Genomic DNA, 21,440 nt, shown 5'->3' with positions numbered 1-21,440 from the left:
TAAGCCCTGGGAAACCGGATACGCGCGAAGAATGAGCAACCGCCTGGACAGAGACACAGCCACCGGTGCCGTCTTCCCGCCGGCCACCGCGAGCCGGGGCGCCGTGCCCAACCGTGCGGGGAGCGCGTCTGTCCAGCCCCTGCAGCCCACCCGCAACGGCGAGGGAAGCCTGGCCCACGTGGTGGAGACGCTGCTGGACAAGGGGCTCGTCCTCAACGCCGACATCATGGTCTCCGTCGCCGGGGTGGAACTGCTGGGCATCCGCCTGCGGGCGGCGCTGGCGTCGTTCGAGACGGCCGCCCGTTACGGACTGGAGTTCCCGGCGGGGACGGACACGGAGACCGCCGCCTGGCGGGAGGCGCGCGAGGAGAAGGAGACCTGCCCGCAGTGCGGCAAGCGCGCACCCCTCCAGCAGCTGATGCACGAGTGGTGCCCGTGGTGCGGCTGGCGCAGCGCGCAGGCCCGGCTGGAGCACGAGTCCCGGCAGGGCCTGCCCGCCGGTTCCGGGGACGGCGGGGGCCGGACCGCCGGGGAGGACGAGGAGAGCAGGGGGACCGAGGGGCCGGAGGAGGCCGAGGAGTCCCAGGAGGCCGGGGAGACCGTGGAGTCCGAGGGCGGTGCGGTGCGGCGTGACGGCTGAGCGTGCACCGCTGCGGCCGACGCGGGACCCCCGGGTGACCCTGGACGACCTGGTGGAGGTCCTGCTCAACAAGGGCGCCGTCCTGCACCTGGACCTCATCGTCGCCGTGGCCGACATCCCCCTGATCGGTGTCAACGTCCGGGCCGTCGTCGCGGGGATGGAGACGATGCTGGAGTACGGCATGATGCGCCAGTGGGACGAGGACACCCGCGCCTGGGCCGAGCGCTCCGTGCGCCGCCGCGGCCTCGACCTGCGCGAGGGCGAGAGCGTCGTCTGCCGGATGAGCGGCGGCCACCTGCTGGCCGAGGGCATCTACACGGGCTGGCGGCCCGGCACCGTGCACCTGACCGACCAGCGCCTGGTCGTGGTGCGCGACGAGCCCCGTGAGGTGCTGTGGCAGGCCGACCTGGACGCCGTACGGGCCGCCCGGCTGGAGCCGGAGCGCACGGTCGGCGGCGAGGAGCGCCTGCGCCTGCGGGTCGCCCTGGCCGACGGCGGGGAGGCGCTGCTGTCCGCGCAGGAGCCCGAGAAGCTGCACGCGCGGCTCACCGACGCGTGCGCGGGCCGTCTCGACACGCCCTTCCCGTTCCGGCCGGCCGTCGAGGAGGAGCCGCTGCACGAGGGGCACCTGTGGTTCCACGAGCCACGCCGCGGCGGCCCGCTGTGGCGCGGCGGGCAGGGCCGGCTCACCGCCGCCGGCCTGGTGTGGAAGGCCCCCGTGGACTCCCGGCCCGCTCTGGTCGTGCCCATGGCGGACATCGCCGGGGTGGAGCGGTCCGCCGGGTACGGGCCCGCCGGGGAGGGCACCGTCTTCGTCGTGCGCACCACGGACGGGGGCGAGGCGACGCTGGCCGCCGACGACCCGGCGGCCTGGACCGAGCGGCTGGCGGCGGCCCGTCCGGCGATGGGGACCGGGTGACCGCCCGGCGCGATCCCGGACGGGGCCGTCAGGAACAGGAGGGTGGAGAGAAGACATGCCGTTGACCGTCGACGAGAAGAGCCTCAAGCACGGGGTGCTGTCCCTGGTGCTCACCTTGACCGAGGTCATCCAGGAAGCGCTCGAACGCCAGGCCCTGCGCCGGATCAACGGCGGCGACCTCACCCTGGAGGAGAGCGAGCGCCTCGCCGACGCCCTGCTGGAACTGGACGAGGCGCTGGAGCAGATCAAGGAGGACCACGGCATCACCGCCTCCGTGGCCGACCTGCACCGAGGACTGGACGAAGTGGTCGACGACGTCGTGGACAAGCTGATCAACCCGCGCCGCTGGGCGGAGGAGGCGGGGGCATGAGCGAGCGCGACGCGCTGTACGTCTACGCGCTGCTGCCCGACCGGGCGGGGGCCGCCGACGGTGTCACGGGCATCGACGGTCTGCCCCTGCGGCTGCTGTCCGTGCCCGGCACCGGCCTGGCCGCGCTGGTCCACGACGCTCCGGCCACCCCCTACCAGGGCGGCGACGAGCAGGTGCGCCGCTGGGTGGACGAGCAGAGCCGGGCCGTCACCCTCGTGTGGGAGCGCACCGGCGGTCTGCTGCCGACGACGTTCAACGTCCTGGTCGCCGGTCACGCCCCGGACACGGGCACGGACGGGGACGCGGACACCGCCGACGGCGCGGGGACGGCCGAGCAGCGCCTCACGGCCTGGGTCACCGAGCAGGCGCCGAAGATCAACGAGCAGTTGGCGGCCCTGGACGGGCGGTGCGAACTGCGCGTGGAGATCACCCTGGACCGTACGGCGCTGTCCGCCGACGACACCGGCGCGGACGCGGCGGACGCGGCGGCCGTCCGCTCGGCGGGCCTGCGCCGGCTGCTCGCCAAGCAGCAGGAGCAGCAGAGCAGGCAGGCGGCCGAGCGGCTCGCCGACGCGCTGCACGCCGGCCTCCGCGGGCGGCTGCTGTCCGTCGCCGACGACCTGCGCGACCGCGGCCGTACCCACCGTGCCCCGCAGGAGACCGACGTGCTCTGCGCCGCCCTCCTCGTACGCAAGGACGAGATCGACGCGGTGGGCACCCTTCTGAGCGAACTCCAGGCGGAGCAGCCCGCAGTCCGCATCCGCTTCCTGGGCCCCTGGCCGCCCTACTCGTTCGCCGAGACGCCGGAGACCGCCCGGGTGTGACCCGGCCGGCGCCAGGGGCGGAGCGGTGGCGGTGGTCCGGCGGGCGGGTGCCGTGACCCGGCCCCGCAGTCGATGAAGGGCACCGGCGTCCCGGGCTCCCCGGACGGCCGCCCGCGCCGCCCGGCCGCCCCCGGGACATTTCACCCGTTCGGCCACCCGCCCGGGCCGTCCGCCGCGTGCCGGAGACGGCGGCCGGCGGGCGGTCCGGCGCGTCATCACCGTGTGCGCGCGGACGAAACGCCGGAACCGTGATCGCTTTCCGGGATGCGGCGGTCCGCGGTTCCCCCGAGCCTTGGTCGTGTCGCGGCGGCGGCTCGTACCGCCGCGCGAACGACAGCTGCTGCGGACCGCTCCAGGGCCGTCGACCGCCCCTTCGTCTCCCGACCCGGGCCCGGTCGTGTCCGGCGGTCGAGTCGAACGGAGAGAGCGATGGACGGACCGACTGTGGGACGGCCTTCCCGGCCCGGGGGCGCGGGCACCCCGGCGAACCGGCTGGGCGCCGCCGTCGTGGGGCTGGGCGGAGCGGTCGCCACCACCGCCGTGGCCGGGGTGGAACTGCTCAGGCTCGGCATCTGCGGCCAGGACGGGCTCCCGCTGGCGGCGCGCACGGACCTGGTGCCCTACGAGGACCTGGTGTTCGGCGGCTGGGACGTGTCGGCCGACGACCTGGCCAAGGCCGCCCATCTGCACGGGGTCCTGGAACCGGCCCACATCGAGGCCGTGGCCCCCCAGCTGCAGCGGCTGCGGCCCTGGCCGGCCGTGGCGGACCCCGGCTACTGCCGCGCGGTGACCGGCGCCAACGTCGTGGCGTTCGACGGCCTGCGCGAGCGGGCGGAACGCATCCGGGAGGACCTGCGGCGCTTCCGCGACGAGCAGGACCTGGACGAGGTGGTGGTGGTCAACCTCGCCTCGACCGAGCGGCTGCCCGACCCGGCGTCGCCCGCCCTGGCCTCGGTCGAGGCGTTCGAGGCGGCGCTGGACGACGGCGACGAGGCGGTCACCCCCTCCATGCTCTACGCCTACGCGGCCCTGAGCGAGGGCATGGCGTACCTGAACTTCACCCCGAGCTCGGGGGCCGGCGTGCCGGCCCTGACCCGCCTGGCGGAACGGCGGGGCGTGCCGGTCGCCGGCAAGGACGGCAAGACCGGGCAGACCCTGATCAAGACGGTGCTCGCGCCCGCCCTGCGCTCGCGGGCGCTGCGGGTGGAGGGCTGGTACTCCACCAACCTGCTGGGCAACCGCGACGGCCGGGCGCTGGAGGACCCCGACTCGCTGGCCAGCAAGACGGCCACCAAGGAGTCGGTCCTCGACTCGGTGCTCGGCTACCCGGTGGAGGACCACAAGGTCCGCATCGAGTACTACCGGCCGCGCGGCGACGAGAAGGAGGCCTGGGACAACATCGACATCGTGGGCTTCCTCGGCCGCCGGATGCAGATGAAGGTCGACTTCCTGTGCCGCGACTCCGTCCTCGCGGCTCCCCTGGTGCTGGAGCTGGTACGCCTGCTGGCCGAGGCGCGGCGCCGCGGGGAGAGCGGGGTGCAGGAGCAGTTCGGGTTCTTCTTCAAGGCCCCGATGACCGTCGGCGGGGGCGTCCCGGAGCATGCCCTGCACCGTCAGGAGCAGATCCTGCTGGACTGGCTGGACGGCGGGACGAGCGCCGCGGGGAGCGGGCGGTCGTGACGCAGGCCGCTCCCCGCCCGGCGCGGCGGGAGACCGGCGTGCCGCGCCGGGTCCTGCGGGCGGCCGTCCCGCTGCTGCGTGAGATCGGGGACCTCAAGCGGGTCCGTACGGCCGACGGCGACGCCTCGATGGCGGAACGCGCCTTCCGCCGTTCGTGGGCGGAGCTGGCGCGGGGCGAGGACCCCGGCCGGACCGCCGTGCGCGCGTGCGCGGCCGCCGTGGCCGGGGCGCGCCTGGCGGGGATCGACGGCCCGGTGCTGCGGCGGTGCGGACTGACCGCCGGCGAGGCGGTGGCCGTACTGGAGCGCTCGGTCGCGCAGCACGCGGACCGGATCGACCCGGTGACCGCCGGCCTGCTGCGCGGGGCGCTGCCGGACCTCGTGCGGGAACCGCGCCAGGGCCCGGTCCCGGAGTTCGCGGCGGCCCTGTGCGCCCAGCCCCGGGCGGGCGCCACCTGTCCGGGGCGTCCGCGCCTGATGGTCGAGCCGCCCGAGAGCCACGGCGACCACTGCTGGGCGGTGGCGGTGTACGGGGTGCTGCTGGCGGGGGCGTTCGGCGCCGACCCCGGCGACGCCTTCCTGCTGGGCCTCGGGCACCACCTGCACAACGCCGTGCTGCCGGACGCGGGTTTCGCCGGGGAGGAGCTGCTGGGCGGGCATCTGCCCGCGGTCGTCGCACGGCTGACGGAGCATCAGCTCGCGGCCCTCCCCGGTCCCCTCGCGGCGCGGCTGGGTCCGCTGCTCGCCCTGCGCGAGGAGGCCGCGGCCCCGGCCGCCCGGGCCTTCCACGCCGCCGACGTCCTCGACCGCGTCCTGCAGGTGCGCCACCACGCGCGGGCCGCCGCCTTCACCGCCGAACAGGCCCTGGACGACCTGGACCTGGTGCACCCCTGCGCGGTGTCCGGCTTCCACCGGGCCGTCCTGGACGCGGCGGGGGCGACGTGAGGGGCCCGGCGCGGCACGCGCCGGCCGGACACGCGGCGGCGCCGGCCGCGGCCGGTCTGCTCAGCCCGGGCAACGGAGCCCCGCTGCGGCCCTGCGGGCCGGGGCTCCTGTCCGACGGCGAACGCCGCTGGCCCGTCGTGGCGGGCATCCCCTGGCTGCGCACCGGCCGCGAGAAGCTGCGCGAACGGGCGGTGCGCCACGTCGAGGAGGGCGACCAGGACGGCGCCGCCGTCGTCCTGCTCGCCGACGCCGACGCCTGGTGGGACGGCCCCGCCCCCACCCCCGCCGCACTGCGCGCCGCGCTGCGGGCGGCCACCCTGCGCGAGGCCGTGCGGCTGCTGGGCATGGGCCGGGTCGGCGAGTACTTCGTGCACCGGTGGAGCGACCCGACCTGGCTGGCCGTGCTCGCCCTGACCGCGCGCCACTTCCCCGGGAACCTGCCGGTCCTGGAGCTGGCGTGCGGCGCCGGGCACCTGCTGCGGGAGCTGGAGCTGCGCGGGCACCGGGACCTGACCGGCATCGACGTGGTCTTCGCCAAGCTGTGGCTGGCCCGGCACTTCGTCGCCCCCCGGGCCCGGCTGGTGTGCGCCGACGTCACCGCGCCGTGGCCGCTGCGTCCCCCGGGCCGCCCCGCCTACGTGGCCTGCCACGACGCGCTGTACTTCCTGCCGGACAAGGAGGAGGTGGTGCGCCGCGCGCTGGCGTACGCCGACGGCGGCGGCGTCGTCCTGGGCCACTGCCACAACTCCCTCGTGCCCGGGCCCGTATCCGGCCTGCCGCTGGACCCGGCCGGCTGGCAGGCGCTGCTCCCCGGGGCCCTCTGCTACGACGACGCCGACCTGACCCGCGCCCTGCTGGAGGGCACCGCTCCCCGCCCGCGCCCGCCCGGCGAGCTGGCCGGGTGCGAGGCCATGGCCCTGGTCGGCGCCCCGCCCCCGCCCCCCGCGTACCGCTCGCTCTCCCCCGACCGGCCCGTGCCCGGCCGGCCCCTGCGGCCGAACCCGCTCTACCGCGGCGGTGTGCTGCGCTGGCCGGGGGCGCGCTGGCGCGACGAGTACGGGCCCGGCGCCGCCGCCTACCTGCCCGGCCGCGTCGAGCTCTCCCCCGCGCTGCTCGCCGCGGCCCGGGCCGGGCGCCTGACGCCCGAGGTGACCGGCCTCGCCCGCCGCCGGGTCCTCCTCGACCTGCCGGAGCGGTGGTGAGCGCGGGCGGGCGGGCCGCCCCCGCGGCCGAGTGCCGGTGGGCGGTCGCCGGATGCGGATGGGTGGCCCGGGACCACTTCCTGCCCGGCCTCCTCGAAGCCGCCGGGAACGGGAACGGTACCGGTGCCGCCGGGGCCGATGCGCATGCCGGTGCCGGAACCGGTGCCCGTGCCGGTGCCCTCGGGACCGGCGCGGACGCCGCCTGGAACGCTGCCCGTGCCGCCGGGACCGCCGCCGGTGCCGTGGTGCCCCGTCTGGTCGCCGCGACCGACGTCGACCCCGCGGCCGCCGCCCGGCTGGCCGCCCTGGCCCCCGGTGCCCGTACCGCCGCCGGCCTCACGGACCTGCTCGCCCTCCACCGGCCCGACGCCGTGTACGTCGCGACGCCCAACCACGCCCACCGCCCCGCCGTCGCGACGGCCGCCGCGGCGGGGGCGGCGGTGCTGTGCGAGAAGCCGCTGGCCGCCGACCTCGCCGACGCCGAACGGCTGGTCGCCGCCTGCCGCCGGGCGGGGACCCTCGCGGCGACCGCCTACGACCAGCGCTTCCACCCGGCCCACCGGGCCGCGCGGGCCGTGGTGGCCTCCGGTGCCCTGGGCACGGTCACCGCGGTGCGGATCACCTACTGCTGCTGGCTGCCGCCCGCCTGGTCGCCGGACGGCCGCCCGTACGACAACTGGCGCGCCGATCCGGCGCGGGCGGGCGGCGGCGCCGCGCTCGACCTGGCGCCGCACGGCCTCGACCTGGCGGGCGTCCTGCTCGGCGGGGACGACGTGGCGGCGCTGACGGCGCTGGTGCAGCACCGGGTGCACCCCTACCCGGTCGACGACGGCGCCGTGCTGGCCGGCCGGACCGGCGGCGGGGTCCTGGTCTGCCTGCACGTCGCCTACAACACCCCGGACACGCTGCCCCGCCGCCGCCTGGAGGTCGTGGGCACCCACGGGCAGCTGACCGCCGACGACACCCTCGGCCAGGACGCCGGGGGGACGCTGTGGCTCACCGCCGCGCGCACCGCCGAACGCGTGCCCGTGCCCTTCGACCCGCACGCCTCGCCCTTCGCCGTCCAGGTCCGGGAGTTCTCCGCGGCCGTGGCCGCGGTGCGCGCCGGCACCCCGGTGGAGCGGGCCTGGCCGTGGCCGCTGCGCCGGGACCTGGCCCTGCACCGGCTGCTGCTCGAGGCGCTGTCCCGCGCCCGCGCGACCGCTCCGCGGACCGTCGCGCCGGCCCCGGCACCGGCTCCGGTCGCCGCCCCGTCCACCGTCGAGGAAGGCCGACGATGACCCTGTCGATGTACGCGTGCGCCAACTGCGGCCACTGGCAGCGGTGGTTCGGGCCCCCGCCCGCCTGCCCGGTCTGCTGCGACGTGCGCAACGCGCTGCCCGAGGAGGGCTGGGACTTCGCCTGGGAGCGGGAGGTCGAGGCCCTCCTGACCGCCGCCTGGCACCGGCCCGTCCCGGGCGTCACCGGCTTCAGCGCCGTCCCGTCCTTCGGCCTGGGGTCGACGGGCTGGCTGATCGAGGCCGAGGGCGGCAACGTCGCCTGGGAGGCCGCCCCCTACTACCCGCCCGACGCGCTGGCCGAGATCGAACGCCTCGGCGGCATCGCCGCGCTCGGCGCCAGCCACGTCCACGGCTACGGGGCCCTGTGGCAGCTCCAGCGGCACTTCGACCCGCCGGTGGTGACCGTCGGCGTGCAGGACCTGGCCTGGACGAAGGCGTTCCGGGTCACCTGGCCGGCGGACGAGACCCTGGAACTGGCGCCCGGCCTGACGGTCCACCGCACCGGCGGCCACTTCGACGGCCACTGCGTGCTGCACGACGCGCGCCGCGGAATCCTCTTCTGCGGTGACGCCCTCAAGGTCGACCTGGACGGCACCGCGCCCCGCGCCCTGTCGTGCCACAAGGCCTTCCACGCCCGGATCCCGCTCTCGCACGACGAGGTGCGCAGCTACCGGGCGATCCTCGGCGAGCTGGACTTCGAGGCGGTGGCCACCCCCTTCGAGTTCGCCGCCCCCGTGACCACCGCGGACGTCCTGCGCCTGTTCGACCACCAGTTGGCCGGACCGCCCGGCACGGCCGCCGTCCCGATGGGAGACCTCCGATGAACGCCGCCACGGAACACCCGGTGGTGCGGGCCTACCGCGACGCGCTCGCCCCCGGTGAGCAGCAGGACTTCGACATCGGCGCCGCCGACCGCACCGGCCTGCCGGTCGTCTCCGCCGACCACCTGGACACGGCCGGCGTCCGAAAGGGCGCCTGCGGCTACGGGGCGGACTCCGCCCAGGCCCGCGTCGGGGCCTACGGCGAACTCGCCGAGGAGGTGCTGCTGGCCCGGCACCTGGCCCGCACCCCGCGCCGCAGCGCCTCCTACGCGGAGCTGGTGCGCGAACGCGGCCGCGACCGGGTCGCCGACCCGGTGGAGCTCGTCCTGCCCGCCGGCGCGGACTACGGTCCCGACCGGCCGCTGGAGTGGGTGCCCGCGCGCCGCCTGCGCACCGGCGAGGAGGTGCTGGTGCCCGCCGAGTTCGCCGCCGCCTGCGGCTCGGACCTGCCCGGCGGTCCCCCGCCGGACGGCTGGCTGACCACGCCGGTCACCAACGGACTGGGAGCCGGCGACACCCTGGAGCGGGCCCTGTCCCACGCGCTCCTGGAGATCCTCCAGCGCGACGGCAACGCCACCGCGCACCGCGCGATGGACGAGGGCGTGGTCATCGAACCGGACGAGGTGACCGACCCGGTCACCCGCTCCGTCCTCGACCGGCTGCGGGACGCCGGCGTCGAGGTGCTGCCCAAGCTCGCCTCCACCCAGTTCGGCCTGGCCGACGTCCACGTGGTCGGTTCGGAGACCGACGGCGCGGCGGAGGGGAGCCCGACACCGCTGACACTCACCGCGTGCGGCGAGGCCGCCCACCCGGACCGCGAGGCGGCCCTGCGCAAGGCGCTGTCGGAGTACGTCTCCTCCCGCGCGCGCAAGGTCTTCTTCCACGGCCCGCTGGCGGCCGCCGCCCGGATCGCCCCGCCCGGCTATATGGAGCGCGAACTGTCCGCGCCCCTGGCGGCGCAGGAGCCGCGGGCGCTGCGGGCGATGACGGCGTGGGCCGCCCTGGACACCGCGCGGCTGCGCGAGCTGCTGGAGCCCACCGTCCTGTCCCGCCGCTCCACCGTGCCCTTCTCCGCCCTGCCCACCGTGCCGCCCGGCTCGCTGGACGACCCGGCCGCGCTCCTCGACGACCTGCTGCGGCGGCTGGCGGACTTCGACGTCCTGGTGGTCGCCACGGGCGGCCCCGGGGCCCACGCGGTCAAGGTGCTCGTCCCCGGCATGGAGGTGGAGACGATGTCGTACGCGCGGATCGGGGAGCGCGGCGTACGGCGGCTGAGCGAACGCGAGCGCCCGCTGGCCGGGGTGGGGCCCCTCCCCCACTCCGGAGCACGGCCGGTGCACCTCACGGCGGAGGCCCGCGCGCGCCTGGGCGGCCCGGCCTGGTTCGACGTCGACGCCGCGCGGGAGACGGTGGGGGCGCTGTACCCCCTCTACCGCGAGCCCGACCGCCACGCGGTGGCCCGTACGGCCGAAGGCGCGCTCCGGTGACCCCGGCCGCCGGCGGGCTGCGCTACGCCTACAACACCAACGGCATGACCTCGCACCGGCTGGACGACGCGCTGGCGCTGCTGGCCGACACCGGGTACGACGGGGTCGCGCTCACCGTGGACGTGGCCCACCACGACCCCTTCGCCCCGCGCCTGGCCCTGCGCACCGCGGCGCTGGCCCGTCGCCTGGACCGCCTTGGCCTGGGCAGCACCGTGGAGACCGGCGCGCGCTTCCTGCTGGACCCGCGGCGCAAGCACGAGCCGACCCTGGTCACCGCCGATCCGGCGGGGCGGGCCCGCCGCCTGGCGTTCCTGCGCCTGTGCGTGGACGTCGCCGCCGACCTGGGCGCCGAGGCGGTCTCGTTCTGGGCGGGCGTACCGGCGCCGGGCACGGACGTCTCCCCCGGCGGGACGGCCTGGGGCCACCTGACGGAGGGGGTGGGCGCCGTCGTGGCGTACGCGGCCGAACGCGGCGCGGCGGCGGCCTTCGAACCCGAGCCGGGCATGCTCGTCGAGGACTGCGCCGGCTTCTCCCGCCTCGCGGCCCTCGTCCCCGGCCTGCGCCTGGCCCTGGACACCGGGCACTGCCTGGTGTCCGGCGACCTGACGCCGGATCAGGCGGTGCTGCGCCACGCCGGGGACCTCGGGGCGGTCGCCGTGGAGGACATGCCGTACGGCCGGCACGAGCACCGCGCCCCGGGCGAGGGCGACATGGACCTGCCCGCCGTCCTCGGCGCGCTGCGCGCCGTGCGGTACGGCGGGCTGGTGAGCCTGGAGCTGTCCCGCGACGCGCACCGCGCCGACGTCCTCGTGCCCCGGGCTCTGGAGGCGCTGCGGCGCGCCGAGCGCGCCGGGGCCGAGGGCTTCCGGGACGTCCCCGCCCTGCACGGCGCCGCCCCGGGGAGTGCGCGATGAGGGTCTGCTTCGTCTCGCGGCGCTACTGGCCCGCCGTGTCGGGCATGAGCGCCTACGCGGAGAACCTGCTGCGGTCCCTGACCGCGGCGGGCCACGAGGTCACCCTGGTCTCCCAGTACCGCGGCGACCGGCGGGGCCGCGCCGTCTACGGCGGCGGCCCTCCCCCGCCCGAGCGGGTCCCCGACGGGGTGCGCCTGGTGGCCCTGGAGTCCCTGGGCGAGCAGGCCGTCGGCGAGGGGCGGCCCGCGGACTTCGAGGCCGACGTGGCCGCGCTGCGCGACACGATCACCGGCCTGCACGCCCGCGCACCGCTGGACGTGCTGCACGCCCAGTACGGCTACCCGCCGGGGCTGGCCGCGCTGGAGGCCTCCGACCTGCTCGGCGTCCCGGCCGTGGTCTCCATCCAGGGCGGGGACGGCCACTGGGTCGGCACGTGCTGCGCCACCCACCGCGCGGCGATCCGGCGGGTGCTGCGGGACACCCCCGCCCTGCTGATCGGCTCCCCCTCCTTCAAGGCCGAGGTCGCCGCCCGCCACCGGGTGCCGGCCGAGCGCTTCACCGTGGTCCCCGGCGCCACCGACACCGACCGCTTCCGCCCCGCGCCCGGACGGGAGCCGGGGGCCCTCGGCGATCCGCCGGTGCTGCTCTACCACGGCCGGATCGACGCCCGCAAAGGCGTGCTGGACCTGCTGGAGGCGGTGCGGATGCTGCGCGAGGGGGGCAGGCGGCTGCGGCTGCTGGTCTCCGGCACCGGCCCCGACCTGGACCGGCTGACCCGCCGGGCCCGGCGGCCCGACCTGTCCGACGCGGTGGAGGTGCTGGGCCCCACCGGCTACCACGACGCCCCCGCGGTCTACCGCAGGGGCGACGTCTTCGTCAGCCCCACCTGGGCCGAGGGCTTCTCCAACACCATCCTGGAGGCGATGGCGAGCGGGCTCCCGGTGGTCTCCACCGACGTGGTCGGGGTCGTGGACTGCGTACGCGACGGGGTGAACGGGCTGCTGGTGCCGCCGCACGCGCCCCACGCGCTGGCCGGGGCCGTCGCCCGGATGCTCGACGACGCGCCGCTGCGGCACCGCCTGGCGCGGACGGCACTGGCTCAGGTGCTGGACGAGTGGTCGTGGCCGGTGGCGGCCGCGCGCATCGGCGCCGTGTACGAGGAGGTGTGCGCCCAGTGGCCGACGACGTCGACGTCCCGCGGGGCTCCGGCCGACGGGCCCACGGCCCCGGCCGTGGACCTGAGCTGCCGGTTCCGCCGGGAACCCCACCTGCTGTGAGCGCGCCCGGCACCGGCACGGCCATCGGACCCCGCACCGCTGTGGCCGTCAGCCCGCACCTGGACGACGCGGTCTTCTCCGCCGGGGGCGTCCTGGCGCTCCTGGCCCGGGCGGGCTGGCGGGTACGCGTCGTCACCTGCTTCACCGCGACGGTCGAGGACCCCGGTCCCTTCGCCCTGTCCACCCAGCTCGACAAGGGGCTGCCCGCCGACGCCGACTACATGGCCCTGCGCCGTGCCGAGGACGCCGCCGCCCAGCGGAGACTGGGGACGCTGCCCCCGGTCCACCTGCCGCTGCCCGAGGCCCCGCACAGGGGGTACGGCAGCCCGAGGGAGCTGTTCACCCCGCCCCGCCCCGGCGACACGGCGGGGACGGAACTGGCGCGGCTCCTCCGTCCCCACCTGGCGCCGGCGGACCTCGTCCTCGCCCCGCAGGCGATCGGCGACCACGTCGACCACCTGCTCACCGCCCGCGCGGTCGCCGCCGCCGCGCCCCGCGCGCGGATCGCGTGGTGGCGCGACGTGCCCTATGTCGCCCGCGCGCTCCGGTCCGCCGGCGGACCGGAGCGCGCAGGACCCGAAGGGGCCGTCGAGACGACGGTCGACATCGGGGCCGTCCTGCCGGACAAGGCCGCCGCCGCGCGGTGCTACACCACGCAGCTCGGCTTCCAGTTCGGCGGCCCCGGGCGGACCGGCGAGGTGCTGTCCGCCGTGGCCCGGTCCGAGGCCCTGCGCACCGGAGCGCCGTGCGCCCACGCCGAGGTGCTGCGGACCGGGCGCACGGCCGGACGGGCACTGGAGTCCCTGCGGGACCGCCGGCCGGCGGGCCGTCACTCCGGACGCACGTCGCGAAGGGCCGCCCCGTCCGGGTGAGGCCCCCCGCGACCGCGCCCGTCCCTCAGGCGTCAGCGCTCGCCGGCGAACCAGTCCTTCTGGTCCTTCTTGGCAGCGAGCGTCCCGCAGTTGGAGCCGTAGTTCCAGGCCTGCACGTTGCCGATGACCCCGCCCCACTCCACGCACTCACCGCGCGCGGACACGTACACGGGACCCGCGTACGAGCGGTACTCGCCCTCGTCGTACGACGTGTCGCCCGTCTCGATGTTGCTCAGGTAGGACACCATGTACGTCGGTGAGCCCGAGGTGTTGCGGATGGTCACCACACAGTTTCTGCCGTTCGAGGAGTTGTACGTGAGGTAGACCGTCCCCACGTTCCCCACGGGCATGGAGTTCACCTTGCTGTAGCCGGAGCCGCAGGCCCCGTTGTACGCCGCTGTCGCGCCGGCGGGCGCGGCGGAGGCGACGGGAGCCGTCGCCAGCACCCCGGCTCCGACGGCCGCGACGGTGAGCAGTGCCGCCCCGGCGGCATGTGTCGAGCGCTTCATGGCACCTCGATCCGTAGATTGATCGGCCTCCCCATGGTGTTGCTGAAGCCACTTGGTGAGACTTTCGTATACGGCCAGGGGTTGTACGAAGCATGCGGGAATTTGGCACCTTTTGCGGAGTAACACCTTCCGCAGGAGCCGGTCCCGTCCCTCAGCCCGCACCGGGACCCGGGACGCGGCCGGCGTCCGCGTCCGGGGCGAGGTACTCCTGGAGCGCCCGGCGGCGGTGGGCACGGGCCTCCGGTGTGAGGTGCGCGTCGGGGTCGGCGGCGAGGTGGTCGAGGGTGAGGTCGACGACCCAGTCCGCCACCTCGTGCCGCTCCTCCAGCGCGTCCAGCGCCTCGCGCAGCCGCAGCCGCTCGGCGCCCCGGGCGGTGCGGCGCGCCCGGTGCAGGGCCTCGGCGACGCAGGCCGCGCCGGTGCGGAGGAAGTCCCGGTACTCCGCCCCGCCCGCGCGGAGCCGGGCGGCGGCCTGCCCGGCGGTGAGCGCGCCCTGGCTGCGTCCGGCGAGCGCGGCCGCCAGGCGGTCCGTCTCCGCCCGGCGCAGGGCCTCGATCCGGGCCGCCCGCTCGGCGGTGCCCATCGTGGGATGGTGGTCGACCGGCGCGCGGCCCGCCTGGGTCCAGTCGCCGGCCCAGGCGTCGGGCCGGCGCGGCTCCCAGGTCTCGGCGAACGCCCACCGGCCGCCGGCGCCGACCCGCAGCAGGACGGCGGTGACGGCGGCGCTGTCGCGGCCGCCGGGGAACCAGGTGTGCGACACCCACCCGTCGGCCGCGGACCACGTCTTCAACTCCAGGGCCGGCGGTCTCCCGCCGTGGGTCCAGGCGGGTTCCGGTGCGGGGCGCGCCGGCCCCGGCCGGCCCGGCGGCCGGCTGCCGAGCGGCGGTCGCGGCACCACCGGTCGGCCGGGCGCGGCGTCGGCCTGGTGAATCCGGCCGGGCGCGGCGCCCGGACCGGCGGTGCCGTGGTGCCAGACCTGGGCCCGCACGTACCCGGCCTCGACGTCGTGCGGGTCCACGGGACCGGACAGCCGGTGGGCGACCATGGCGTCGGCCAGTTCCCGCGCCCGCTCCGGATCGGAGCACCAGCCCCAGGTGAGCCAGTTCGGCACGGCACCCCGGTGCTCGCCGCCGAGGATTCCGTAGGGGACGTGGAAGACGCGCACCTCGTAGGGCAGGTGCGGGCTGGGGCGGACGGGGTGGGGGCCGTCGGGAAGGTCGCCGGGCCGCTCGACGGCCCACCCGTTGTGGACCCACCGCCACAGGGCGTCGTGCCGCGGCCGCCACACCAGCGGCCACAGGGCAGCCACCGCCACCCGGCCGTCGGCGGCGCGGTACGGCACGGGCACCCGGGCGGCCGGGTCCGGGGCCGGCATGCGCCGGTGGGGCAGCTCGTGGATCACGTAACCGTCGGCCGTCGGCTCGGCCACACCCCGACGGCCCTGGCGGAAGGCGCTCGACGGTGCTCCGTCCGCTTCCACCACCCGTACGGGGACGGTTCCCCGCCGGCCGACGACGTCGCGGAGCGCCGCCACCGCGGTCCCGTCCCATCCGTACCGGGCCGCGTCCGGCCCCGGCGCCGCGGGCGGCGGTTCGGTCGCGGCCGTCAGGCGGCGGCGGGCGGCGGTGTAGGAGATGCCCTCCCGGGCCGCGAGGGCGCGGACGGCCTTCTTGAACTGCTTGTCACTGGTCATGGAGTCCCCTTGCCGGTGGAGATCCCACGCACCCCACCCCGGAGATCACCACGGACAGGCGGACGCGGCACGTGAGGCGGTGCCCCTTGTCCTCGCTCGCCGGTTCCCGGCGTGGGCGGGGACCGACTCGGAGTCAGGCCGACGCGCGGCGGCCACGCCCACCATAACCGCTGTCCGCCCCGCCGACCGCTGTCCGCCCCGCTCCTCCCGCGCCGCCGGGCACGCGCGTCAGCCGTGGTGCGCCGGCCGCCGCCCCGGACGAAGCGGCCCCCCTCCGGCCGGTCCGCGGGCCTCGACGGCGGTGCGCCGCGGGCGGGCTCGTCCTCGTCGACGTCGGTCCCGGCGCCGATCGCGCCGGGGTCCGCCGCGAGGAGGCGGAGCATGAACTCGCCCCGTCCGCAGCCGATGTCCAGCACGGTGGCCGCAGGAGCCGGGGAGACCGGGGCGGTCCGGGAGGCGAGCCGGCGGATCGTCCTGCCGGCCCGCTCCTGGCAAGGGGACCGTGGAGGGCGAGCCGGGTCGGCCGTGGCGGAGTGGTGTCGTCCATGGAGCGGAACGGCAGGGGCGGCCCGACCGCCGTCGACACCGGTTGTCCATGCGGCGGCCACGCCGGGCGGGGCCGCGGTGACGGGACGGGGACGAGGTCGCGCGGCGGCCGTCCGCTCCGGCCGCCGGCGCCGCCGGGAGAACCGCCCGCGGGGGTGGGCGCCTTGGACGGCGCCCACCCCCGCGGCAGTCGTGCGGCAGCGGGACTACTCCTTGTCGAGCAGCTTCTTCATCCGGTCGAGCTCGGCCGTCTGCGAGTCGACGATCGACGTGGCCAGGTCCCTGGCCGGGCCGTAGGAGCCCTTGGTCTGCTCGGTCCTCGCCATCTCCACGGCGCCCTCGTGGTGTTCGCTCATCATCTCCAGGAACGCCCGGTCGAAGGCGGTGCCGGACAGCTTCTCCAGCTTCTTCATGTCCTCGTCCGACGTCATGCCGGACATCGACGAGGAGGAGGACGCGCTCGGCGTGGACGCGTGGCCGGACATGTCCTCGTCCGGGACGTCCTCGCCCCAGGCCCTGAGCCAGTCCGACATGGTGGTGACCTCGGGCCCCTGCTCGTCCTTGATCTTGGCGGCGAGGTCCTTCACCTCCTGCGACTCCGCCCGTGACGGCGCCGCCTCCGCCATGGCCACCGCCTGCCGGTGGTGCTGGATCATCTCCTGCGCGAACGACACGTCCTGCTCGCTGTGGGTGCCCTGCGAGGCGGAGGCCGAGGCGGTGGCGGACTGCGACTCCGGGCCCGTCTCGTGGCCCATGCCGGACGAGTTCGTGGCACTGTCGCTGCAGCCGGCCAGCACCAGCGAGGCGGCCAGGGCCGCCATCGGCACGGCGGTGCGGAAGAGGGGGGAACGGCGAGATGCCATGGGTAGTGCAGCTCCTTGAGGTACCCGCGCGGACGGCGGACGGAAAGGACGGACGGCGGGACGTCTCCGCGGCACGCCGTCTCAGGACCGGGTAGCCGCGCGGGCCCTCCGTATCCGGAGAAGTTCCGGTTCGGGGGGATCGGACGGAGCCCTCCCGTCGTCCGCGCCGACGACGGCACCGCCGCGCGCCGGGGCTCTCCCCCCGGCGCGGACCGGCGGCGGGGTCGGCGGCACCGCCCGCCGGGCACCGCTCGTCCCGGAGCAGGTGCGGGCCCTGGACGTCATGGCCTCACCGTAGGGCCTCGCGCTCCCCCGACACGGGAACCGCGCCGTACCGCGCAGGGCCGCGCCCACCGATGCCCCACTGCGGCACGGGAGCGCGGCACTCCGCGGACGCGTCACACGTCACACGTCACACGTCACGCGTCACACGCCACGGCGGGTGGCCGCGTGCGCGCGCCGTCCGCCCGAAGGCATGACCTCCGTCTCCCGCGGACACTCGGCGGGCGGAACAAGGGCATATGTGGACGACGAGAGACCCGCGCAGGACAAGAAGAGCCTCAGAAGAGACAAGGACGCATGTGAAAGCGGTACACGACCTCACCCTCCGGCTGGCCGAGCGGCGATCGGCTCCGGCCTTCCACCCCCGTGGGGTGACGTGCGCCGGCGAGTTGCACGTGCCCGGCAGCGACGACGGGCACTGGGCGGCGCCGTGGCTGGACCGCCGGGGCTCCTACGAGGCGACCGTGCGCTGGTCGCGGGCGCTCGGCCTGCCCGGGGGGCTGCCGGACGGCCTGGGCCTGGCCCTGCGGGCGAAGGACGCCGACGGCTCCGGAACGGCGCTGGACCTGCTGTTCACCTCGAGCCGGGCCGGGCGCCTGGGCCGCCACGTGCCGGTGCTGCGGCACCGTGCCCTGGCCGGGCCCTACTCCACCCTCGTGTCCTACCGGGCGGGCGACCGCGAACGCGTGCTGGCGGCCTTTCCCGTGCGCGGCGCCCACGGCCCGGTGGGCGCCGGCCTGCCGTCGCTGCGCCGGGCGCTCGCCCGCGGCCCCGTCCGCTTCGAGCTGTGCGCGGCCGCTCCCGACGAGCCCTGGCGCCTCTTCGCGACCCTCGTCCTCGGGGCGGCGCACCCCGTCCCCGAGCGCAGCACGGTCTCCTACGACCCGTACATCCACAACCTGCCCGAGCTGCGTCCCACCGACCGGTGGAGCGGTCTGCGCAAGGCCGCCTACAGCGGTTCCCGCCACGGCCGGACCGCCGGGACCTCGTGAACCGTGCGGGCGCCCCCCGGGGCGTCGGACGAGGTCCGCTCCGCCCCGGGCCGTGGCCCCGGCGCCCCGGGGCCGGGTCAGTGCCCGCTGACGAAGCAGAACTCGTTGCCCTCGGGGTCGGCCAGGACCTGAAAGCGCCCGTACGGCGTCGTCACCACTTCGCCGACGGCCGTCGCGCCCAGCCGGACGGCCTCGGCCGTGGCCGCGGGGATGTCGTCCGCCAGCAGGTCGAGATGGACCCGGTTCTTCACGGTCTTGGACTCGGGGACCCGCTGGAAGGCCAGGCGGGGCAGGTCCGGCGGGTCGACGTAGCTCCAGTCCGCGCTCCGCCGCACCGGTTCCCCGTCCAGGAGCAGCGCCCAGAACCGGGACAGCTCCTGCGGGTCGCCGCAGTCGAGGACGATCTCGTCCAGCCGTGTACGCATTCCCGCTACCTCACATGGTGTCGATCGGTGGCCGCGAGTGCCCGGGCGGTGTTCCACCCGCCCGTGACCGTGCCCGGTACCCACTCCTGTCCGCGCCGGCCGTGGTCACTCCGGCCCGGTGCGCGGGACCGGGGCGGCCAGGAAGTCGACGATCTCGCGCGTGACGCGTTCGGGGGCGTCCTCCATGACGAAGTGCCCGGCCCCCGGGACGACGACGAGGTCGGCGCCGGGGATGTCGGCGGCGAGCCGCCGCGCGTAGTCGAGGGGCTGCCACCGGTCGCGCTCGCCCCAGAGGATGCGGACGGGCATGGTCAGGGCGCCTAGTTCGCCGCTGATCTCCTCGGTGTACTTCGCGTCGTAGTGCCGCACCTGGTGCTCGAAGAACGAGGCCCGTCCGAGGGCCGAGCGGTGAGGCGCCAGGTACGCGTCGAGGACCTCGCCGGTCATCACCGCCTCGTCCGCCACGGCCATCCTGAGCTGCCGGGTGAGCAGGGCGTCGAACGCGTCCTGCGACAGGCTTGCGTGGTCGTCCAGTTCCTCGTCGATGATCTTCCGCCAGGTCGGGGACGGCCAGGAGTCGTAGCTGACCGTGTCGACGACCATCAGCCGCCGCACGCGTCCGGGGTGGGCGAGGGCGAAGCGCTGGCCGATGGCGCCCCCGATGTCGTGGGCGACGATGCCGACCTCGCCGACGCCCAGCGCGTCGAGGACGCGCTCCAGGAGTTCCGTCTGGGCGGCGACCGACGTGTCGCGGTGCGCCGGCCGCTCGGACAGTCCGTACCCCAGGAGGTCGTAGGCGATGGTCCGGTGGCCGGCCGCCTCCACCCGCGGGACGACGTCGCGCCATTCGTAGGAGTGCGAGGGCGTGCCGTGGAGGAACACCACGGGCTCGCCCCGGCCGCGATCACGGCAGGCGATGCGCACTCCGTCGACGACGAGGTGATCGGTCAGGAACGTCATGCCGCTCTTCCCTTGGTCTCGATGGGCGTGGGAACGGACGCGGACGCGGGCAGGGGCGGCGGTCGCGGGCACACGCCCCCGCCGGCTGCACCGGTCCGTCCCCTCACACTGACTGTACAGATCTGTCTAGTTACGAGGTGCCCCCGACGGCGCGCCGTAATCCGGCCCGGGTCCCCCGCTGTCCGCCGGCCCGCCCCGGGCCTCGCACCGGCCCGTCCCACGACATAGACTAGGTAGACCTACCTAGTCGATTTCCGGGGTGTGCGATGACTGAGACCGACGCGAGGGCGGCGGGGTCCGGGAGGCGGCGGCCGGCCCGGGAGCGCCTGCTGGCGGCCGCGGCCCGCCGTTTCTACGCCGACGGTGTGACGGCGACCGGGATCGACACGATCACCGCCGAGGCCGGCGTGGCCAAGATGAGCCTCTACAACAACTTCTCCTCCAAGGCCGACCTCGTCAGGGCCTACCTCGACGCCCGGCACGAGGAGTGGCTCGCGCTGTACCGGTCGCGGCTGGAGCGGGCCGAAGGCCCCCGCGACGGCGTCCTCGCGGTCTTCGACGCCTACGCCGACCACGCGGAGTCCGCCTACGAGCACGGCTTCCGCGGCTGCGGCCTGCTGAACGCGGCGGCCGAGCTGCCCGCCGGGGACGAGGGGCGGACCGTCGTACGCCGCCACAAGGAGGAGGTCGAGCGGCTGATCGCCGGGCATCTGGAGCACCTGCTGCCCGAACGCCCGAACGACGCCCGCACCCTGGCGGAGCACCTGTCGTTCCTGCTGGAGGGCGCGACGGCGCGGGCCGGCCTGGAGGGCGACGGCAGCCGTCTGCAGCACGCCCGCGCGATGGCGGCGGCCTTGCTGGACAGCCTGTGAGGCAGCCCGCGGGACACGGCTCCCGCTCCGTGGCCGTCGGATCGTCCTGCGTGCTCGCCGCGTCCGCGCTGTGGGGCACCACCGGCACCGCGGCGACCTTCGCCCCCGCCGTCGGCCCGCTCGCGGTCGGCGCCGTCGCCATGGGGCTCGGCGGGCTGCTCCAGGCGCTTTTCGCCGCTCCCCGCATCGTCCGGCAGGCCCCGCTGCTGCGTGCGCGGCGCGGCACCGTGCTGCTCGGCTCGGTCACGGTGGCGGCCTACCCCCTGGCGTTCTACAGCTCGATGCACCTGGCCGGGGTGGCCGTGGGGACCGTGGTGACGATCGGCGCGGCCCCGCTCGTCTCCGCCGTGGTCGAACGCGTCGTGGACGGGCACCGGCTGACCCGCCGCTGGCGGCTCGGCGCCGCGCTGGGCCTCCTGGGCACCGTCCTGCTGTGCGCCGCCGACGCCGGCGGTGCCCCGGGCGGACCGGAGCGGGCGTCCGCGGGCGCCACGGTGCTCGGCGTGGCACTGGGCCTGGTCGCCGCCATGGCCTACGCCCTCTACTCCTGGGCCGCCCACCGGCTGATCACCGGCGGGATCGCCTCCCGCGCGGCGATGGGCGCGGTGTTCGGCCTGGGCGGACTGCTCCTCGTGCCCGTCCTCCTGGCCACCGGGGCCCCGCTGCTCGACTCCCGGTCGAACCTGGCCGTCGGCGCCTACATGGCGCTGGTGCCGATGTTCGCCGGCTACGTCCTGTTCGGCTGGGGACTGGCGCGCGTGCCCGCCAGCACCGCGACCACGCTCTCCCTGCTCGAATCGGCCGTCGCGGCCGTCCTCGCCGTCCTCGTCGTCGGCGAGCGCCTGCCCGCCGCCGGCTGGGCGGGCATCGCGCTCGTCGTCGCCTGCCTGGCCGTCCTCACCGTCCCGGCGGGCGGCCCCGTACGGCGCCGGCGGCAGCGGCGGAGCGGGACCGGCCCGGAGCACCGCGACGGAGCACGCCAGGACGCTGTCACCACCGTTCCGCTCCCCGCCCGCCCCGAGTGAGAACACTGCGGAGCGAGGACGCCCCGGAGTGAGGGCACCGTCG

The 21,440-nt window shown here is 76.5% G+C and carries 21 protein-coding genes; 16 read left to right on the top strand and 5 right to left on the bottom strand.

Annotated features, from left to right (window positions below; genetic code table 11):
- The first annotated feature begins 31 nt into the window (after window positions 1-31).
- The 13 genes from IE271_RS43555 (at window position 32) to IE271_RS05385 (ending at window position 13,230) form a co-directional block, all read left to right on the top strand.
- The gene (locus tag IE271_RS43555) at window positions 32-640 is read left to right on the top strand and encodes a gas vesicle protein (protein ID WP_308435156.1); all 609 of its coding nucleotides are present in this window, start codon (window positions 32-34) and stop codon (window positions 638-640) included.
- Window positions 630-1,559, top strand: a complete 930-nt coding sequence (locus IE271_RS05440) for a gas vesicle protein (RefSeq protein WP_229919143.1) — start codon at window positions 630-632, stop codon at window positions 1,557-1,559. Before IE271_RS43555 ends, IE271_RS05440 begins: the two co-directional genes overlap by 11 nt.
- A gap of 55 nt (window positions 1,560-1,614) precedes the next feature.
- On the top strand, window positions 1,615-1,929 hold the full coding sequence (locus IE271_RS05435; protein WP_190189026.1) for a gas vesicle protein K: 315 nt from the start codon (window positions 1,615-1,617) through the stop codon (window positions 1,927-1,929).
- Window positions 1,926-2,753, top strand: a complete 828-nt coding sequence (locus IE271_RS05430; protein ID WP_190189025.1) for a GvpL/GvpF family gas vesicle protein — start codon at window positions 1,926-1,928, stop codon at window positions 2,751-2,753. Before IE271_RS05435 ends, IE271_RS05430 begins: the two co-directional genes overlap by 4 nt.
- Window positions 2,754-3,182: 429 nt before the next feature.
- Window positions 3,183-4,433, top strand: a complete 1,251-nt coding sequence (locus IE271_RS05425; protein ID WP_190189024.1) for an inositol-3-phosphate synthase — start codon at window positions 3,183-3,185, stop codon at window positions 4,431-4,433.
- A complete protein-coding gene (locus IE271_RS05420; RefSeq protein WP_229919142.1) occupies window positions 4,430-5,377 on the top strand; it encodes a hypothetical protein in 948 nt (315 codons plus the stop codon). Before IE271_RS05425 ends, IE271_RS05420 begins: the two co-directional genes overlap by 4 nt.
- Window positions 5,374-6,579 carry a class I SAM-dependent methyltransferase gene (locus IE271_RS05415; RefSeq protein WP_190189023.1) on the top strand — a complete coding sequence of 402 codons (1,206 nt, stop codon included), beginning with the start codon at window positions 5,374-5,376 and terminating at the stop codon, window positions 6,577-6,579. Before IE271_RS05420 ends, IE271_RS05415 begins: the two co-directional genes overlap by 4 nt.
- Window positions 6,573-7,859 (top strand): Gfo/Idh/MocA family protein, encoded by a 1,287-nt coding sequence (locus IE271_RS05410; RefSeq protein WP_308435155.1) that lies wholly within the window; start codon window positions 6,573-6,575, stop codon window positions 7,857-7,859. Before IE271_RS05415 ends, IE271_RS05410 begins: the two co-directional genes overlap by 7 nt.
- Window positions 7,856-8,683: an MBL fold metallo-hydrolase gene (locus IE271_RS05405; protein WP_190189022.1), complete on the top strand. Its 828-nt coding sequence runs from the start codon at window positions 7,856-7,858 to the stop codon at window positions 8,681-8,683. Before IE271_RS05410 ends, IE271_RS05405 begins: the two co-directional genes overlap by 4 nt.
- Window positions 8,680-10,167 (top strand): YcaO-like family protein, encoded by a 1,488-nt coding sequence (locus tag IE271_RS05400; RefSeq protein WP_190189021.1) that lies wholly within the window; start codon window positions 8,680-8,682, stop codon window positions 10,165-10,167. Before IE271_RS05405 ends, IE271_RS05400 begins: the two co-directional genes overlap by 4 nt.
- On the top strand, window positions 10,164-11,081 hold the full coding sequence (locus IE271_RS05395; RefSeq protein WP_229919140.1) for a sugar phosphate isomerase/epimerase family protein: 918 nt from the start codon (window positions 10,164-10,166) through the stop codon (window positions 11,079-11,081). Before IE271_RS05400 ends, IE271_RS05395 begins: the two co-directional genes overlap by 4 nt.
- Window positions 11,078-12,358, top strand: coding sequence for a glycosyltransferase family 4 protein (locus IE271_RS05390; RefSeq protein WP_190189020.1), 1,281 nt, complete (start codon window positions 11,078-11,080; stop codon window positions 12,356-12,358). Before IE271_RS05395 ends, IE271_RS05390 begins: the two co-directional genes overlap by 4 nt.
- A complete protein-coding gene (locus IE271_RS05385; protein ID WP_229919139.1) occupies window positions 12,355-13,230 on the top strand; it encodes a PIG-L deacetylase family protein in 876 nt (291 codons plus the stop codon). The genes IE271_RS05390 and IE271_RS05385 overlap by 4 nt, the downstream gene beginning before the upstream one ends.
- Before the next feature lie 32 nt (window positions 13,231-13,262).
- Here the strand turns inward: IE271_RS05385 and IE271_RS05380 are convergent, their stop codons facing one another.
- The 3 genes from IE271_RS05380 to IE271_RS05370 all read right to left on the bottom strand — a co-directional run bounded on the left by IE271_RS05380 (window position 13,263) and on the right by IE271_RS05370 (window position 16,841).
- The gene (locus IE271_RS05380; RefSeq protein WP_190189019.1) at window positions 13,263-13,739 is read right to left on the bottom strand and encodes a spore-associated protein A; all 477 of its coding nucleotides are present in this window, start codon (window positions 13,737-13,739) and stop codon (window positions 13,263-13,265) included.
- A gap of 151 nt (window positions 13,740-13,890) precedes the next feature.
- Entirely contained in the window at window positions 13,891-15,432 is a 1,542-nt protein-coding gene (locus IE271_RS05375) for a hypothetical protein (protein WP_190189018.1), read from the bottom strand.
- A 752-nt stretch (window positions 15,433-16,184) separates the two neighbouring features.
- Window positions 16,185-16,841 carry a DUF305 domain-containing protein gene (locus IE271_RS05370; RefSeq protein WP_190189017.1) on the bottom strand — a complete coding sequence of 219 codons (657 nt, stop codon included), beginning with the start codon at window positions 16,839-16,841 and terminating at the stop codon, window positions 16,185-16,187.
- A 581-nt stretch (window positions 16,842-17,422) separates the two neighbouring features.
- Here IE271_RS05370 and IE271_RS05365 point away from each other — a divergent pair.
- Complete coding sequence (locus tag IE271_RS05365; protein WP_190189016.1) at window positions 17,423-18,115, top strand: phosphodiesterase; 693 nt, start codon at window positions 17,423-17,425, stop codon at window positions 18,113-18,115.
- 77 nt (window positions 18,116-18,192) lie between these two features.
- On the opposite strand, the gene IE271_RS05360 is transcribed toward IE271_RS05365, so the two are convergent.
- Window positions 18,193-18,540, bottom strand: a complete 348-nt coding sequence (locus IE271_RS05360; protein WP_190189015.1) for a VOC family protein — start codon at window positions 18,538-18,540, stop codon at window positions 18,193-18,195.
- A gap of 105 nt (window positions 18,541-18,645) precedes the next feature.
- Entirely contained in the window at window positions 18,646-19,500 is an 855-nt protein-coding gene (locus tag IE271_RS05355; RefSeq protein WP_190189014.1) for an alpha/beta fold hydrolase, read from the bottom strand.
- Between the two features lie 266 nt (window positions 19,501-19,766).
- Between IE271_RS05355 and IE271_RS05350 the strand changes: the two genes are divergently transcribed.
- Complete coding sequence (locus IE271_RS05350; RefSeq protein WP_190189013.1) at window positions 19,767-20,372, top strand: TetR/AcrR family transcriptional regulator; 606 nt, start codon at window positions 19,767-19,769, stop codon at window positions 20,370-20,372.
- Window positions 20,369-21,397, top strand: coding sequence for a DMT family transporter (locus tag IE271_RS05345; RefSeq protein ID WP_229919138.1), 1,029 nt, complete (start codon window positions 20,369-20,371; stop codon window positions 21,395-21,397). The genes IE271_RS05350 and IE271_RS05345 overlap by 4 nt, the downstream gene beginning before the upstream one ends.
- Window positions 21,398-21,440 lie beyond the last annotated feature (43 nt).

It is taken from the genome of Streptomyces minutiscleroticus (assembly GCF_014650875.1).
Taxonomy (GTDB): Bacteria; Actinomycetota; Actinomycetes; order Streptomycetales; family Streptomycetaceae; genus Streptomyces; species Streptomyces minutiscleroticus.
Note: the sequence above shows the minus strand (reverse complement) of the source record. Positions and strands in the feature narration are given on the sequence as shown.